The 16098-nt window shown below is 34.8% G+C and carries 12 protein-coding genes; 3 read left to right on the forward strand and 9 right to left on the reverse strand.

Going from position 1 to position 16098, the window contains the following annotated elements; all coding sequences use genetic code 11:
• A partial coding sequence (locus tag HPY79_06785) for a glycosyltransferase (GenBank protein ID NSW45500.1) occupies positions 1-1101 on the forward strand: 1101 nt, incomplete at its 5' end.
• The gene (locus HPY79_06790) at positions 1094-1681 is read left to right on the forward strand and encodes a D-sedoheptulose 7-phosphate isomerase (protein ID NSW45501.1); all 588 of its coding nucleotides are present in this window, start codon (positions 1094-1096) and stop codon (positions 1679-1681) included. The genes HPY79_06785 and HPY79_06790, both read left to right, overlap by 8 nt.
• An 83-nt stretch (positions 1682-1764) precedes the next feature.
• On the opposite strand, the gene HPY79_06795 is transcribed toward HPY79_06790, so the two are convergent.
• The 8 genes from HPY79_06795 to HPY79_06830 all read right to left on the reverse strand — a co-directional run bounded on the left by HPY79_06795 (position 1765) and on the right by HPY79_06830 (position 11465).
• Positions 1765-3174, reverse strand: a complete 1410-nt coding sequence (locus HPY79_06795) for an adenosylhomocysteinase (GenBank protein NSW45502.1) — start codon at positions 3172-3174, stop codon at positions 1765-1767.
• Positions 3175-3249: 75 nt separating this feature from the next.
• Complete coding sequence (locus HPY79_06800) at positions 3250-6144, reverse strand: hypothetical protein (protein NSW45503.1); 2895 nt, start codon at positions 6142-6144, stop codon at positions 3250-3252.
• A 2-nt stretch (positions 6145-6146) separates the two neighbouring features.
• Entirely contained in the window at positions 6147-6617 is a 471-nt protein-coding gene (locus HPY79_06805) for a T9SS type A sorting domain-containing protein (GenBank protein ID NSW45504.1), read from the reverse strand.
• An 85-nt stretch (positions 6618-6702) separates the two neighbouring features.
• Positions 6703-7209 (reverse strand): hypothetical protein, encoded by a 507-nt coding sequence (locus tag HPY79_06810; GenBank protein NSW45505.1) that lies wholly within the window; start codon positions 7207-7209, stop codon positions 6703-6705.
• Between the two features lie 132 nt (positions 7210-7341).
• Complete coding sequence (gene ychF / locus HPY79_06815; protein NSW45506.1) at positions 7342-8427, reverse strand: redox-regulated ATPase YchF; 1086 nt, start codon at positions 8425-8427, stop codon at positions 7342-7344.
• Between the two features lie 38 nt (positions 8428-8465).
• Positions 8466-9719, reverse strand: a complete 1254-nt coding sequence (locus tag HPY79_06820; protein ID NSW45507.1) for an ABC transporter permease — start codon at positions 9717-9719, stop codon at positions 8466-8468.
• 211 nt (positions 9720-9930) lie between these two features.
• The gene (locus HPY79_06825) at positions 9931-11133 is read right to left on the reverse strand and encodes a pyridoxal phosphate-dependent aminotransferase (protein ID NSW45508.1); all 1203 of its coding nucleotides are present in this window, start codon (positions 11131-11133) and stop codon (positions 9931-9933) included.
• A 26-nt stretch (positions 11134-11159) separates the two neighbouring features.
• Positions 11160-11465 (reverse strand): DUF1573 domain-containing protein, encoded by a 306-nt coding sequence (locus HPY79_06830; GenBank protein ID NSW45509.1) that lies wholly within the window; start codon positions 11463-11465, stop codon positions 11160-11162.
• 309 nt (positions 11466-11774) lie between these two features.
• Here HPY79_06830 and HPY79_06835 point away from each other — a divergent pair, with 309 nt between their 5' ends.
• Positions 11775-14780 carry a phosphoenolpyruvate synthase gene (locus HPY79_06835; GenBank protein ID NSW45510.1) on the forward strand — a complete coding sequence of 1002 codons (3006 nt, stop codon included), beginning with the start codon at positions 11775-11777 and terminating at the stop codon, positions 14778-14780.
• On the opposite strand, the gene HPY79_06840 is transcribed toward HPY79_06835, so the two are convergent.
• Positions 14764-15873: a Crp/Fnr family transcriptional regulator gene (locus HPY79_06840; protein NSW45511.1), complete on the reverse strand. Its 1110-nt coding sequence runs from the start codon at positions 15871-15873 to the stop codon at positions 14764-14766. The genes HPY79_06835 and HPY79_06840 overlap by 17 nt on opposite strands.
• Between the last annotated feature and the right edge of the window lie 225 nt (positions 15874-16098).

Genomic DNA, 16098 nt, shown 5'->3' on the forward strand with positions numbered 1-16098 from the left:
AACGAACGTTTAGCTCAGGAGTTTATCTCGTCGGGTGTAAAGGTAACCATATATACCTTCACGCTTCAATATCCAAATTTCTTATTTCCTGGCAAAACACAATATGTTGAAAACACTAAACCTCCTGCTTTTCCTGTTTTACGGCGAATAAACTCTATAAATCCTCTAAATTGGATTAAGGTAGGAAGAGAATTAAAAAGAATGAAGCCTGATATGGTTATTGTGCGTTATTGGATTCCTTTTTTAGCACCATCTTTAGGCACCATTATAAGGCGTATAAAGAAAAATAAAGCGACCAAAGTTATTGCACTGGTCGATAATTTTATTCCTCACGAAAAACGATTAGGCGACAAACTATTTTCGCACTATTTTATGAAAGCTGTTGATGGTTGTGTGGTTATGTCGCACAGTGTTAAAGCCGATATCGAAAAGGTATATAAGTCGAAACCTATCGAATACTGTCCACACCCTTTGTTCGACCATTATGGAAAAATTGTTCCTAAAGCAGAAGCCAAAAAAGCATTAAAGCTAAATCCCGATAAAAACTATATTTTATTTTTTGGTCTAGTTCGTGATTACAAAGGCTTAGATTTGTTGATAGAAGCAGTTAGTTTAACCAAATCGGCCATGGTCGATTTTGATGTTCTGGTTGCAGGTGAGTTTTATTCGGACGAAGAGAAGTATTATGCTTTAATGGAAAAATACGAGGTACGTGATCGTTTTCAGGTTTATGCTCAATTTATTCCGGACGATTTAGTTCCTTATTTTTTCTGTGCTGCCGATGTAGTTGTACAACCCTATAAAGATGCTACTCAAAGCGGTGTTACACAAGTCGCATACCATTTTAATAAGCCTATGATAGTTACCAATGTAGGTGGCTTGCCCGAAATGGTTCATCATAAAAAGGTGGGGTTTGTGGTTCCGCCCAATGCACCTGCCATTGCTCAAGCCATTGTTAAGTTTTATGCCGAAAATAGAGAAAAAGATTTTTCGGCCATGGCAGCCATCGAAAAAAATAAATATTCATGGAAACGAATGGAAGAAACAATATACATTTTGCATAGTAAACTTCATTATCAAAAGAAAACCTATAATGGATAAAAAAAAACTCATACAACAACGCATTCAATCGAGTATTGATGTTAAAAATTCTATTTTAAATAATGATATTATATTGAATACGATAAACGCTATTGCTCAATTGATAATTCGTTCGTTTAAGCAAGGGAATAGTGTTTGGCTATGTGGTAATGGAGGTAGTGCTGCAGATGCACAGCATATAGCAGCCGAACTTTCGGGACGATATTATTTTGATAGACCCCCTTTACCGGCCGAGGCATTGCATGTTAATACTTCGTATTTAACCGCAGTTGCCAACGATTATGGATACGATGATATTTATGCACGTTATATTATGGCAGTGGGAAAAAAGGGCGATGTGTTGATAGGCATTTCTACATCTGGCAATTCAAAAAATGTTGTTAATGCGTTTAAACAGGCAAAAGAACAAGGTTTAGTGTTGGTTGCATTAACAGGTGAAAAAAGTTCACAATTAGAAGTTTTGAGCGATTATTGCATAAAAGTGCCGTCATTAGATACACCTCGTATTCAGGAAACGCATATTCTTATTGGTCATATTTTATGCGAATTAGTAGAATCGGACTTGTTTAATACGAAATAATTTGAATTTTTTATTGTTATTTCATAAAAAAAGAGCTGTACATTTGTATTGCACAGCTCTTGGTATTAAAAGAAAAACGAGTATTAATATCTATAATGGTCGGCTTTATATGGACCTTCGACCGGCACACCAATATATTGTGCTTGTTTATCAGTAAGCTTGGTTAATTTTACGCCTATGTGTTCTAAATGTAAGCGAGCCACTTCTTCGTCTAAATGTTTAGGTAAGCGATAAACACCAATTTTATATTGATTTTTGTAAAAATCGATTTGTGCTAATGTTTGATTGGTAAACGAATTACTCATTACAAACGAAGGATGACCTGTAGCACAACCTAAGTTTACTAATCGTCCTTCGGCTAGTAAAATAATGGAATGTCCGTCGGGGAATATATATTGATCAACTTGTGGCTTAATGTTTACTTTTTTAATTCCGGGATAATTTTCGAGACGACTGACTTGAATTTCGTTATCGAAGTGTCCGATATTGCATACAATAGATTCATTTTTCATTTGAAGCATGTGTTCAAGTGTAATAACGTCGCAGTTGCCTGTTGCCGTAACAAATATATTACCTTCTTTTAATGCTTCTTCCATAGTAGTAACTTCAAAGCCTTCCATAGCAGCTTGTAGGGCGCAAATAGGGTCAATTTCGGTAACTATAACGCGAGCACCATAGCTACGCATAGAGCGAGCCGACCCCTTTCCAACATCGCCATAACCGGCTACTACAACCACTTTCCCAGCTAACATAATGTCGGTTGCACGTTTAATACCATCGGCTAACGATTCGCGGCAGCCATAAAGGTTGTCGAATTTAGACTTGGTAACCGAATCGTTTACATTGATGGCAGGGAATAAGAGCTCGTTTTTCTCAAACATTTGATACAAACGATGAACACCGGTAGTTGTTTCTTCGCTAACACCTTTTATGTTTTGAACCATTTTGTGCCATTTATTCGGCTCATTTTTTAGCGTTTCTTTGAGCAAGGCTTTTATTATTTTTTCTTCGTCTGAAGTTGAAGGAGTATCGAGGAACGAAGGGTCGTTTTCGGCTTTGTAACCCCAGTGTATAAGCAAGGTAGCGTCGCCACCATCGTCAACAATCGAAGTAGGACCTTGACCGTCGGGAAATGAAAGGGCTTGGAGCGTGCACCACCAGTATTCTTCAAGTGTTTCGCCTTTCCATGCAAAAACTGGAATACCGGCTTTAGCAATAGCAGCTGCAGCGTGGTCTTGGGTTGAGAAAATATTGCAACTTGCCCAACGTACGTCGGCGCCTAATTCAACTAAGGTTTCAATTAAAACGGCAGTTTGAATAGTCATATGCAACGAGCCTGTAATGCGAGCTCCTTTTAATGGTTTTTGAGTTCCATATTTTTTACGAAGCGACATTAAACCAGGCATTTCGGTTTCGGCTAATTTTATTTCTTTTCTTCCCCAGTCGGCAAGTGAAAGGTCTTTAACTTTGTAAGTCATGATTTCTGAAGTTATCATAAAACATTTTTTTGCAAAGTTACAGCAATATTTTTTAAAAGCAAAAGCAATACAAAGAAGTTAGCGAAAATGTTATTGTGCTATTTCGGTAACTTTTATAGTCATTACTCCGCTAAACCCATAGACGTTGCTATCACCATTTGAGTAGTTGAAATAGCACGTTCCGCTTCCTGCTGTTTCTCTTCTGTATTTAAAACCATAAGTATATGTTGTGCCTGCAGTAAGTCCGGTATCTTTAGCAATCATATAAACTTGGTTTCGATCGTTCCAGTCATATCCATTTCCAGGACGACCTACAAATGAAACCTGCTGTCTGTTGCCATTAACAGGTCCTACTCCAATAGGAACTTCTGTTCCTCCAATATTTCTTATAATCTGCATGTCGAAAATGGTATTACTGGCCATATACGCATTGATAGGAAATGTATATTCAATTAGAATTATACTATTATTGAATTTTGGTGTGAAGTCAATACGGTAATCAGTACTGGCTTCGGTATAGTCAGTTACATCAAGCGAGCTAGTTGTTTCAGTTGTTTTAACAATCATTTGAACTATAGTTCCGGGTGCATAAATACTTCCGCTTACTTTTACGTTACCGTTTACTTCGAGTTTTTCGGTTGGATTGGTTGTTCCGATACCCACATTACCTTCAACTAGCATTCCATTAGAAGGGGCAGCATTGGTGACTGCGTAAGTGCTTCCAATACTTACACCGCCAAGCACACTTAATCGGCTGGAAGGGTTATTACTGGGAGAGTAGCCTAGTAGCGTATTGCCTGATTGACAAATTCGGATAATATCTCCTTGTCCTTGATTTCCAATACCAATATCCCCATTCCAAGTCATGTGCATGTACATTTTTTTATTACCGGGCTGATAATAGAAGCCTATATATGGACTGTTATTTTCGTTAAAAAGGGCAACAGAGGTATAAGGTGGGTTAATGCCCCCTGTTGTATAGCCGGTGGCTCCTGTGGTTGTGCTAGTTCTTCCTGCATAGATTGCTTTTCGCACGTGGGCAAATTCTGTAATATCTAGTTGAGCTTCGGGAGTTATTGTACCTATTCCCACCATCCCGTTGTAAAGGGTAATGATATTGGCTCCATTATTTGCCAGATGAAATCGTTCGTTAGTACTGCTGATGGTAGACTCTACATTGGTGTTCTGAAGCATGATACAATCGTTTGTCTCCATGCCAAGATGTACCGAAAGCCCGGTGCCGAATGTAGTGTGTCTTACTGATAAGGATACTCCCGGTGATGTTGTACCTATACCAACATTACCAGTTGAAAAATCACCGTAGATAAGGGGTGGGTTTGCTTCGCTGTTTGCTATGTATAGTTTATTTGAACCCGTCTCGTTAAAACCAGCTTTATAACCAATAAAAACATTACCCGAACCACTTACATTTTTATTGCCAGCTGCCCATCCAATGGCTGTATTATTATTTCCGCTTGTATTAGAAAAAAGTGAGGCATATCCAACCGATGTATTATTATTACCGATAGTATTATTGTAAAGAGCTACACTTCCATTAGCGGTATTCCACACTCCTGTTGTATTATAATGAAGTGCAACCCTACCGGTAGCCGTATTTTCACTTCCTGTTGTATTGTAAAATAATGCATCATAACCTATTGCTGTATTTGCTGCTCCACTTGTGTTTTTATTCAATGAAGCATAACCAAGAGCTGTATTTGATGATCCTATAGTATTTTCATACATAGAATAATTGCCTATTGAGATATTTTCATGACCTGTTGTATTTAAAAAAAGAGATTGATATCCGTAAGCAGTATTGTTGATACCAGAAGTATTTGAGCTACCTGCCTGATAACCAAAAAAAGAATTAAAAAGATTTTGATCAATTTTGCCAGCAATTTGATTGTTAACCTTGAAACGTAAGGGAACATTATCAATAGTGCCTATAAAATTTGTTGTATCATTCGTTCCTGAATTACCATTTAGCAACCATGCATTTATTACTGGCAATTTTACAAAACCTCCATTGCTTAAATAAATGGTGTCGTTGCTGATGCTAAGTACCTGTATTTCGTTGGTTACAGAGCCGTCAACCTCGGAGGTCAGATAACTGGCATCGTTGGTAAATGCACTTACATTTGTAGGTGCGCCATTAAGGTCGCTGTAATTACCGCTGAAACCCGCCGGAAGTTTTACAAAACCTCCATTGCTTAAATAAATGGTGTCGTTGCTGATGCTAAGTGCCTGTATTTCGTTGGTTACAGAGCCGTCAACCTCGGAGGTCAGATAACCGGCATCGTTGGTAAATGCACTTACATTCGTAGGTGCGCCATTAAGGTCGCTGTAATTACCGCTGAAAGCCGCCGGAAGTTTTACAAAACCTCCAATGCTTAAATAAATGGTATCGTTGCTAATGCTAAGTGCTTGAATTTCGTTGGTTATAGAGCCATCTACTTCAACATCCAGTTTATTGTTCCAATTTGTAATATCAGTTGTTGTAATGTTTCCAGCTGGTGATAAATTAAAAATAGGATCGTTTTCAGTAAATCCACTGGTTAGCGTTTCGGCTGTTTTGGCATGCAAAGCATAGGGCACACTTAGCAACTGGCTTGTTCCTGAAATAGTGTAATTTATGCCACCTGTAATGTCTGTTTCTGTCTTAATAAAATAAGGACCTGCAGACCAATCAATTCCTGCAAAAGTTCCTGTAACAATTGTTCCAGAACCAATTTCAATACTTATTAAACCATTGGCATTGGTTGTAGGAGTTTGGGTTTCAACATAAACCGGCGTCCCCGTTGCAGAACCTTGTAAAATGCTTATTTGTATGCCAATGGTTGTATTGGGCATGAGCTGATCATTGTTATTTCTAATAACTGCTTGATAGCTCATTTTTTGCGGTGTTTGCGCAATTACGAATGAACTGAAAAGAAGATTTGTTAATATAATAATCAACATCGTTCTAAATTTGTACGTTTTCATATTTATTGATTTTTAATTATTTTAAATGTTTTTCTGGTTGTCGTTCCGTCTTCTATTTTCAGATAATAAGTCGCAGCAGAATAGTGTGAAAAATCAATTTGCATTTCTTGTTGGTTAACATTTGTTTCGCTGATTTGTTTTCCGTTAGCGTCAAATATTTTTAAAATATATCCTGAAATTTTGGTGTTTTCAAAATTTATTTGCAATAATTGCGATGTTGGGTTGGGAAAAACAGAAACATGAATAGGATTTTGAACCGATTTGGCTAAGTCTATTACCGAAATTTCATAGGGTTGTTGAACTCCTTCAGCCACTGAACCTGACGATGAAGAATGAGTTAAGTATGGGGTTTGACCTATGGAATAGCTTACAGAACCATTCCCACTGATATCCCCTCCTGCTGCAACGGTGGATTCTTGTGCAGTTAATAATGTGTAATTAACGAATGTAATTATAAGGATAAAATGTTTCATGATGAATAAATTTTAAACTATGATTGAATTTATAATAGGTTGATTTCTTATTTTTTGTAAAAATGGGCATAATGAGAAAAAAATACTATATGGCAATGGCTAAGATAGTAACAAAAAGAACCACGCCTAAAACGGTTCCAATAACAGCACCGGCAACATTAGCTTTTTTAGCTACTGTAGCAGGTTGTTCGGTAACTTGAGCTTTTTGAACAACGCCAACTTTTAGTAGTTCAACATCTTCGGGCTTTATTTGTCTAAAATTTTTATAATTTGCCGGGAATCCTGTTACGGTAGCAGTAATTTGATTCCCTTTTATTTCGGTTTCAAATTTAGGTTCGATAAGTATGTCAGCATTCGATTTTTTTATGGCGTCGGTGATGGCATCTTGTTTTACTTGTTCGATAGAACCCGATTGAAACGAGGTTGCTGTTCCGCTAACCCTTGTCTCCTTTACATCTAAATCAACCACAACAGGCAAATGAATTACGCCCGGACCATAAATGTCCATGGTTTTATTTGTATTTGTTTTAAGCGTTGTACAAGAAGACAAAATAATTGAAATAAAAATTAAAAAAAGTAATTGTTTTTTCATAGTTTGTTGTATTTTGTTAAGTAAGGAATTGAAATTTATGTAAATGTAAATCAAAAAAATATAAAAACAAAAAAAATACAATAAATGATTGATCAAAAAAAATGTTATATAACCAAAAACAATAAAATTTGTTTATACATTGAATCGGATATGTAATATATCACCATCTTCGACTATATAATTTTTGCCTTCAATAAAAAACTTACCTTTTTCTTTACAAGCAGCTTCACTTCCGAGGGTAATAAAATCGTTGTATTTCATGACTTCGGCACGAATAAATCCTCGTTCTAAGTCGCTATGAATAACTCCAGCTGCTTGAGGAGCTGTCATGCCGTCTTTTATTGTCCATGCTTTTATTTCTTTAGGTCCAACAGTAAAAAATGTTTTTAGTTTAAGCATAGCAAAAGCCATTTGTACTAAGCGGTAAGAACCGGGTTCTTTAAGTCCGGCATCAGCAAGAAACATGGCACGATCTTCTTCGTTATCGAGTTCGGCTATTTCGGCTTCTAATTGAGCACCTACTACTAAACAATACTCTTTTTTATCGCTTAAATAATCCTGAAGTGCTTTCGAATAAGCATTGCCATTAATAACCGAATGGCTATCGACATTAGCGACGTATAAAACCGGTTTTGCAGAAAGTAGAAACAAATCGGCGATAGCTTCTTTTGCTATTTCAGTTAATTCAATGTTTCTAACTGGAATAAAGTTTTCTAACGAAGATTTAATTTCTTGTAGCGCTTCTATTTGTTGTTTAGCATCTTTATTGCCACCTTTAAGTAATTTTTCGAGTCGTTGTATTTTTTTTTCGATCGATTCTGCATCGCGTGTTTGTAATTCTATCTCAATATTTTCAACGTCACGAATAGGGTCAATACTACCGTCGGGATGAGGAACCATTGGGTTATCAAAACAACGTACTACATGAATAAAAGCATCACTGTTGCGGATTTCATTTAAAAATTTACGTGCACTTTCGCTACCGGAGTTTCCTCTAGCTAGTCCAGGAATATCGACTAGATTTACGGTTGCATGTACAATTTTTTCGGTTTTTTGAAATTTTTCTAATTCGTATAAACGGGCATCGGGGACTTGAATAATACCTAAATTGGCTTTATCAGAATATTGAGATGTTTCGGCTTTAGCTCCTGAAAGGCTATTGAATAGGGTAGTTTTACCGCTTCCTTGAATACCAATAATTCCACATTGAAGTGCCATATGTTTTTTGTTGCAAAATTAAAAAATAATTGAATATACTACTCATATCTTAATGCCTCGATGGGATCGAGTTTGGCAGCTTTATTTGCTGGTATATAACCCGAAACAATGCTAACTATAAAGCAAAGCAATACTCCCCCTATTATCCATAACCAAGGTATTACAAAGGGGCCATCAATAGCTATGGCAATAATATTGCCCACTAAAACGCCTAATACAATTCCCAAAAGTCCGCCTAATTGTCCAATATAAATAGCTTCGAATAAGAACTGTTGTCTAATAACAGAAGGTGTGGCTCCCATTGCTTTGCGTGTGCCTATTTCGCGTGTGCGTTCGGTAACCGATACCAGCATAATGTTCATTAAGCCAATGGAAGCTCCTATGAGTGTAATAATTCCAATCAATGTGGCGGCAATAGTTACATACTTGATATTGTCCATAAGCATATTAACAAGGCTATCGCTTTTAGAGATTTCAAAATTGTTTTCATCACCGGCTTTAAGTTTTCTTATAACTCTAAATAGTCCTTCTGCTTCAGCTATTGCTTCGTCTAAATATTGTGGATTTTGTGGCATAACATTAATGGTAAAAGTATTGTTACCATTGGTAAATTGGATGCGAGCGTTTTGAAGTGGGACAAAGCAAATTTTATCGCCTCCTCCGCCAAAATTAGATCCTTTACTTTTAAGTATTCCAATAATAGTATATCGTCCGTTACCAATTAGTATTTTTTTTCCAATAGGATTTTCATTATTCGGAAACATGGTGGTTTGAATTTCTTTTCCAATGATAACTACAAACGAACCTAATGTTGCTTCCTGAAAAGAAAAGTTACGACCTTGTTCTATTTCATATCCTGATACTGCAAAATAATTTTCGTCAACTCCAAATAAAGCAATATTGGGATTACTTTTTTTTGATTTATATTTAATAACGGCTTGTTGTGAACCTCGCATCGATATAGATATGGTAGACGGGAATGGATATTTTTTTTTAAATTCAATAGCCTCACGAAACGAAATATCTTTATATTCGATTCTATCTCTATTGCTACCACCTTGTTTTATAGACCAACTTGTAATTCGGAAAGTGTTGGAACCTAAATTTGAAAAGTTAGAATTGAGCGAACTACGTATTGCATCGATAGCAGTTAATATTCCCACCAGTGCCATTATTCCTATAGCTATTATAAGAATAGTAAGAATCGCCCTTAATTTGTTAACTTTTAGGCTTTGCGAAGCAACTTTTAGATTTTCGGAAAATTGTGTTCCAAGTTTTCTTAAATAAAACATTTTAAAAAAATAATGAGCTAAGGTATAAATAATAATTCAAATCTAAGCAACCTTTTATTTTTTGTCTACGTCTTAGTATTGGTTGTCCCCAATAACCATCATTCACTAAATCAAATCGAAAAACTTAGGGAGCTTTTGTGAGCTCCCTTTGTTATGGAATATAGTTTTTATGCTTGGTTTTAATTCACACAAAAATTAAATAAAATCGATATTATACATTAGTTCTTCCAGGGTAAACTTTTAAAGCTTCTGCTAATACTTCCATTGCATTCTGTAAATCTTCTTTTTTAAGTACGTATGCTAATCGGCATTCGTTTTTGCCTAATGTGGGGTTGGAGTAAAAGCCACTTGCAGGGGCCATCATAACGGTTTGCTTTTTATATTCGAAACTGGTAAGCAACCATTCGCAAAATTTATCAGAATCGTCAATGGGGAAAGAAGCCACAGCATAAAAAGCACCTTTGGGCATAGGGCAATATACACCCGGTATTTGATTGAGCATATTAACCATTAAATTGCGACGTTCGATATATTCTTGATAAACTTCGTCGAAATACCATTTGGGTGTATCGATTGCCGCTTCGGCAGCAATTTGTCCATAAGTAGGAGGGCAAAGGCGAGCTTGTGCAAATTTCATAGCCGTTTGCATTACTTTTTTGTTGCGACTAATAAGTGCGCCAACGCGTACTCCACACATGCTATAACGTTTAGAAACACTATCGAGCAATACTACATTTTCTTCTAAGCCTTTAAGATTCATGGCCGAAAAATGTTTCATGCCATCGTAGCAAAATTCTCTATAAACTTCGTCGGCAAATAAATAAAGATCGTATTTTTTAATTAAAATGGCAAGTTGTTCTAATTCTTCTTTTGAATATAAATATCCGGTAGGATTGTTGGGATTGCATATTACAACGCCCTTAGTTTTTGGTGTGATGATTTTTTCAAACTCTTCTATTGGAGGTAGTGCAAAATTGTTTTTAATAGACGAAACAATGGGTTTAACAACAACGCCCGATTGAATAGCAAAACCATTGTAATTGGCATAATAAGGTTCGGGTACGATAATTTCGTCGCCCGGATTTAGGCATGTCATAAAAGCAAACAATACTGCTTCGCTGCCGCCGTTGGTAATGATAATATCATCGCTGCTTATTTCGATCCCTACACTATGATAATAAGTAGCTAATTTTTTGCGATACGATATATTGCCAGCCGAATGACTATATTCTATTACTTGTAAGTTGTTTTCTTTTACTGCTTTTAGTGCTACTTCAGGTGTTTTAATGTCGGGTTGCCCAATGTTTAAATGGTAAACTTTAATTCCACGTTGTTTTGCTTGTTCTGCAAAAGGAACTAACTTCCGTATAGGCGATGCAGGCATCATTTTACCTTTTTCTGAAATACTTGGCATATAAATAATTTTTAATGGTTTATATTTTATTCTTTCTTTTTTACCTTGCCTTGAATAGTTAAAATAACTGGTGAATTTTGAGCATTTGAAATAACTGTAATAGTTTTAGCAAAATTGCCAGTGAGTGTAGTGTTGTAACGAACTTTTATTTTTCCTTTTTCATTTTTTTTGATGGGTTCTTTAGGCCAATCGGCCACAGTACAACCGCACGATGGCTCGCAGTGTGTAATTATTAAAGGAGTTTTACCAGCGTTTTTAAATTCGAAATAATAGGTGGCATCGCTTCCATATTCTAAAGTGCCAAAATCGTAAATTGTTTTTTCGAACAGCAAATATGGCTGATGCTTTTTTTTAACAATACTATCATGTTGGGCATGTAAAAAGCAACTTGTGAATAAAATGAATATGAAAAGTAAAGCCTTCACTACATTTATTTTGCTGCTAAGTTATAGCTTTTTTAAACAAGTAAAAATGTTAAAAAGCAAATAAATGTTTTGGAGTCTTTGTATCAGTAAACAAATTATATTTTAATAGTTTAAAAATAAATTTTGTAATATATTTTGAATAAAAGCACCAGACCGAGTGGTCATTTTATTCTTTTACGAAAATATTTATTTTTGGTACTTTCAAAAGATTTACTTATGCTTAATTATCATCAAATTATTGAGTCGAAAAAGTACACATTTATCGATACTTCGTTTGAAAAACTAATGCAAAAGCGTATTTACAAGGCTTTGCTCATTTGCAACTATTACGATGCTTTTATGCTCGAGGAAGACGGACGCATTGACGAACGTTTATTTAACGAGTACACACAACACAGCTTGCGTTACCCTCCACTAATAATACAAGCTCATACCATTGAAGAAGCCGAAACCATACTCGAAGAAGATACCATAGATTTAATTATCACAATGTTGAATGTAGGCTCGGTAGATGCTTTTAAATTAGCAAAGTTGATAAAATCAAAATACCCTTATAAACCTATTGTTATTCTTACTCCTTTTTCTCGCGAAGTAACTCTTCGCCTGCAAAAAGAAGATATGAGCGCTATCGACTATGTTTTTTGTTGGTTAGGGAATGCCGATTTGTTATTGGCTATTATAAAGTTGATTGAAGATAAAATGAATTTAAAGCACGATGTCGAAGAATCGGGAGTACAAGCTATTTTATTAGTCGAAGACTCAATTCGTTATTATTCATCGTATTTGCCACATATCTATAAAATATTATTTCAGCAGTCGAAGCGTTCAGTATTAGAAGGTCTGAATGAGCACCAACGAATGATGCTTATGCGTGGCCGTCCCAAAATTATTTTAGCTACAAATTACAACGAAGCCGAACAGTTATTTTTAAAATATAAAGAAAACTTAATAGGCGTTATTAGCGATATTAGCTTTAATAAAGATGGAATTAAAGACTCCGAAGCCGGTATAAAGCTCTTTAATAGAGTACGCGCTGAAGATAAACATATGCCCTTCTTATTGCAATCGAGCGATGTACAATACGAATCGGTTGCTCAAAAACTTGGAATAGCTTTTATTAACAAGTATTCTAAAACGCTCTCCATTGAGTTAAGAAATTATATTATAAGGCAATTAGCTTTTGGCGATTTTGTTTTTCGTAATCCTGCCAATGGTGAAGAAATTTGCAGAGCTACCGATTTAAAATCGTTACAAGAAAAAGTGTTAAAGGTTCCCGACCAAACCATAGAATATCATGTAAAACAAAATCATTTTTCTAAATGGCTTAATGCAAGAGCGCTGTTCCCTATCGCACGTATGTTAAAATATGTGTCTTACGAAGACTTCTCTTCAGTGGATGAAGTGCGAACATTTTTGTATGATATCATTGATACATATAGGCAATATAGAGGGAGAGGTGTTATTGCTAAGTTCGATGGAAAAAATATTGATGAGTATCTCACTTTTAGTCGTATTGGTGATGGATCTTTAGGAGGCAAAGCAAGAGGCTTAGCTTTTGTCGATCTGCTTATAAAAAAGTACGAATTATTCGATAAATGGCCCAATGTAATTATTAGTATTCCCCGAACAGTTGTTATTAGTTCCGATGTGTTTGATGAATTTATGGAAACACATGATTTATATAAAATTGCCTTAAGAAATGACTTGACAGATGAAGAAATTTTGCAGGCGTTTGTACAAGCACGTTTACCAAGTAATGTATTGCAAGATCTTTATGCTTTTGTTTCTCTAGTACAAGGACCTATTGCAGTTCGATCTTCGAGTAAACTCGAAGATTCACATTATCAGCCTTTTGCAGGTGTTTATAATACCTATATGGTTCCTAAAATAGAAAACGATGCTAAATCTACTTTACGTTTGCTTACCGAAGCTATTAAAAGTGTTTATGCTTCGGTGTTTTTTAAAGCAAGTAAAGCCTATATGACTGCAACTTCTAATGTTATTGACGAGGAAAAAATGAGTGTAATTTTGCAAGAAGTAGTAGGAAAAACATACGAAGGAAAGTATTTTTATCCAACCCTATCGGGCGTAGGAAGATCTATAAATTTTTATCCTATATACCCCGAAACTTCAGAAGATTCTATTGTTACTATAGCTTATGGATTAGGTAAATACATTGTCGATGGAGCACAGGCTTTACGTTTTTGTCCTAAATACCCCAAAAAAACGTTGCAACTATCTACACCCGAACTTACTTTACGCGATACACAAAAATATATGTATGCGCTCGATTTAAATCCTCAAAGTTTTGTTCCTTCAACAGATGATGGCATTAATTTAGCAAAGCTTACTGTTAAAGAAGTTGAAAAACATAGTGCGTTTAAGTATGCGGCTTCTACTTACGATTATCAAAATAATATTGTAAGGGAAGGAATTCACGAAGGTGGAAAAAAACTAATAACTTTTGCCAACATTTTATTTTATAACACATTCCCACTAGCCGAAATAGTTCAACATTTAATGCAAGTTTCTCAAAAAGAAATGGGAAACCCTGTTGAAATAGAATTTGCTGTTAATTTAGATGTTGAGAAAGGAGAACCAGCTCGTTTTTATTTCTTACAGGTTCGCCCTATTGTAGAAAATAAAGAAATAATTCATGTCGATTTAGATAAGATTGATAAAAATGATACATTAATTGTTAGCCAATCGGCACTGGGTAATGGTTTGATAGATAATTTATACGATATTGTATTTGTTAAGCCTAAGTCGTTCAATCCGGCAAAAAATAATGACATTGCAAGAGAGTTAGAAAAGATAAACGAACAATTTATCCGCGAAAATAAAAATTATATTTTAATAGGTCCTGGTCGCTGGGGTTCGAGCGATCCTTGGTTAGGTATCCCAGTAAAATGGGCTCAAATTTCAGCAGCACGGTTGATTATAGAATCGGGTTTAGAAAATTACCGCATCGATCCAAGTCAGGGGACTCACTTTTTTCAAAACTTAACTTCATTTCGGGTTGGATATTTCACCATCAACCCGTATATGAATGATGGATATTACGATGTTGATTTTTTAATGAATAGTAAAGCGGTTTTTGAAGACGAATATATAAAACATGTACGTTTTTATAATCCTTGTGTTGTTATGATTGATGGAAAATCTAATCATGGAGTTGTTTTTAAACCCAAAGAAGAATTAACAACTAACCGTGCTGACTAAGTTTTATTAATTTGGTTTTATTAACAATTTCTATTTCGTTCCGATTAAGAGCAATAATCTGATTGTTTTTTAAGTCGCTTAAAAGTCTTACTGTGTTTTCGGTACTTATTGCCGATAGCTCAGCAAGATCTTTGCGAGAGATTATGCTTTCAATAGTTGTCGATTCGAATACTTTTTCGCTAAGATACAATAATGAGTCGGCTAACTTGCCAAGTGCTTGTTTATTAGCAATACTGTTGAGTCGTTTTAAAATAAAAGTGTAGTTCTCCGAATAAGAAAAGAGCACTTTTTGTGCAAAAAGATTGTTGTGTAAAATTAAATTTTTAAATAAGTTTTTGTTTATTAAATAAACTTTTGCTTGTGTTAAGGCTGTTGCAGTAAAACTATAATTAGAGTTATCAAAAATGGAAGATAAACCAATAATTTCAAATGGTTTTATTATTTTAAAAATAAAATGATGATCGATAAAATGCTCTAAATATAATTTCACATATCCTTCGGCTACAAGCAAAAGATAATTTGCAGATGTGTGCTGTTTACATAGTGTTTCGTTTTTTTTAAAGTAGATATGTTTTTGTAAAATTTGATCGATTTCGTTTGATTCTAACGAAAATTGTTTAAGCCAGTTTATTAAAGTTGTTGAATCCTCGTTTTCGAGTGGAATGGTTTTGCTATTAAAGTTTTTTTCAAACTTTTCTCTAAGATTTCTATAGTTAATATATGAAGCAATTTTAACAACTAAATTATTTACGAGATTTTGTTCTTCGGGTAAGAAAATGGGATGTCTTTCGTCTTTAACAGGTTTAATATAATATACATCTAATTCAACAAAAGTACCATCTATAATTGTTTTGCCGAATAATTTTAATTCAGTCTTGTTAAATGTAGAATAAGAATAAACGTCTTCGTTAATAAGTATTTGGCAACGACTAATATCGTTGTGTTGCATGCTTTTTTCGACTAATGAACATATTTTATTCATTATTTCTGAAACAGGTAAAGAAAAATCCTTTAAAAGATTTTCTACATCATATAAGCAGTTCAATTCTTTTTGTCGTTCTATAAGATTTTTGCTAATTTCGTCGGTTGCCATATAAACAATCATTTGCACAAAGGTATTGATATATTTTCGAATTATAATTGATGAAAATCATATTGTTTTAAAGCAATATCTACACGAATAATTTCATAAAAAATATTTTGTAAAATACATAAAATCAGGTACATGTAATAGATGGGTGCTTTTTAACATAGTTTTAATATGATACTATTCATTTTTTTTAGAAAATATAAACAATAGTTTTGCATCACTAAACAA

This window comes from Bacteroidales bacterium (assembly GCA_013314715.1).
Taxonomy (GTDB): domain Bacteria; phylum Bacteroidota; class Bacteroidia; order Bacteroidales; family GWA2-32-17; genus Ch61.

What these genes read in the sequence shown, in the direction of transcription:
- HPY79_06790 (NSW45501.1), top strand. Translation starts at nt 1,094, where the DNA reads ATGGATAAAAAAAAACTCATACAACAACGCATTCAATCGAGTATTGAT.
- HPY79_06825 (NSW45508.1), bottom strand. Translation starts at nt 11,133, where the DNA reads ATGCCAAGTATTTCAGAAAAAGGTAAAATGATGCCTGCATCGCCTATA.
- HPY79_06835 (NSW45510.1), top strand. Translation starts at nt 11,775, where the DNA reads ATGCTTAATTATCATCAAATTATTGAGTCGAAAAAGTACACATTTATC.
- HPY79_06820 (NSW45507.1), bottom strand. Translation starts at nt 9,719, where the DNA reads ATGTTTTATTTAAGAAAACTTGGAACACAATTTTCCGAAAATCTAAAA.
- ychF (NSW45506.1), bottom strand. Translation starts at nt 8,427, where the DNA reads ATGGCACTTCAATGTGGAATTATTGGTATTCAAGGAAGCGGTAAAACT.
- HPY79_06800 (NSW45503.1), bottom strand. Translation starts at nt 6,144, where the DNA reads ATGAAAACGTACAAATTTAGAACGATGTTGATTATTATATTAACAAAT.
- HPY79_06840 (NSW45511.1), bottom strand. Translation starts at nt 15,873, where the DNA reads ATGGCAACCGACGAAATTAGCAAAAATCTTATAGAACGACAAAAAGAA.
- HPY79_06805 (NSW45504.1), bottom strand. Translation starts at nt 6,617, where the DNA reads ATGAAACATTTTATCCTTATAATTACATTCGTTAATTACACATTATTA.
- HPY79_06810 (NSW45505.1), bottom strand. Translation starts at nt 7,209, where the DNA reads ATGAAAAAACAATTACTTTTTTTAATTTTTATTTCAATTATTTTGTCT.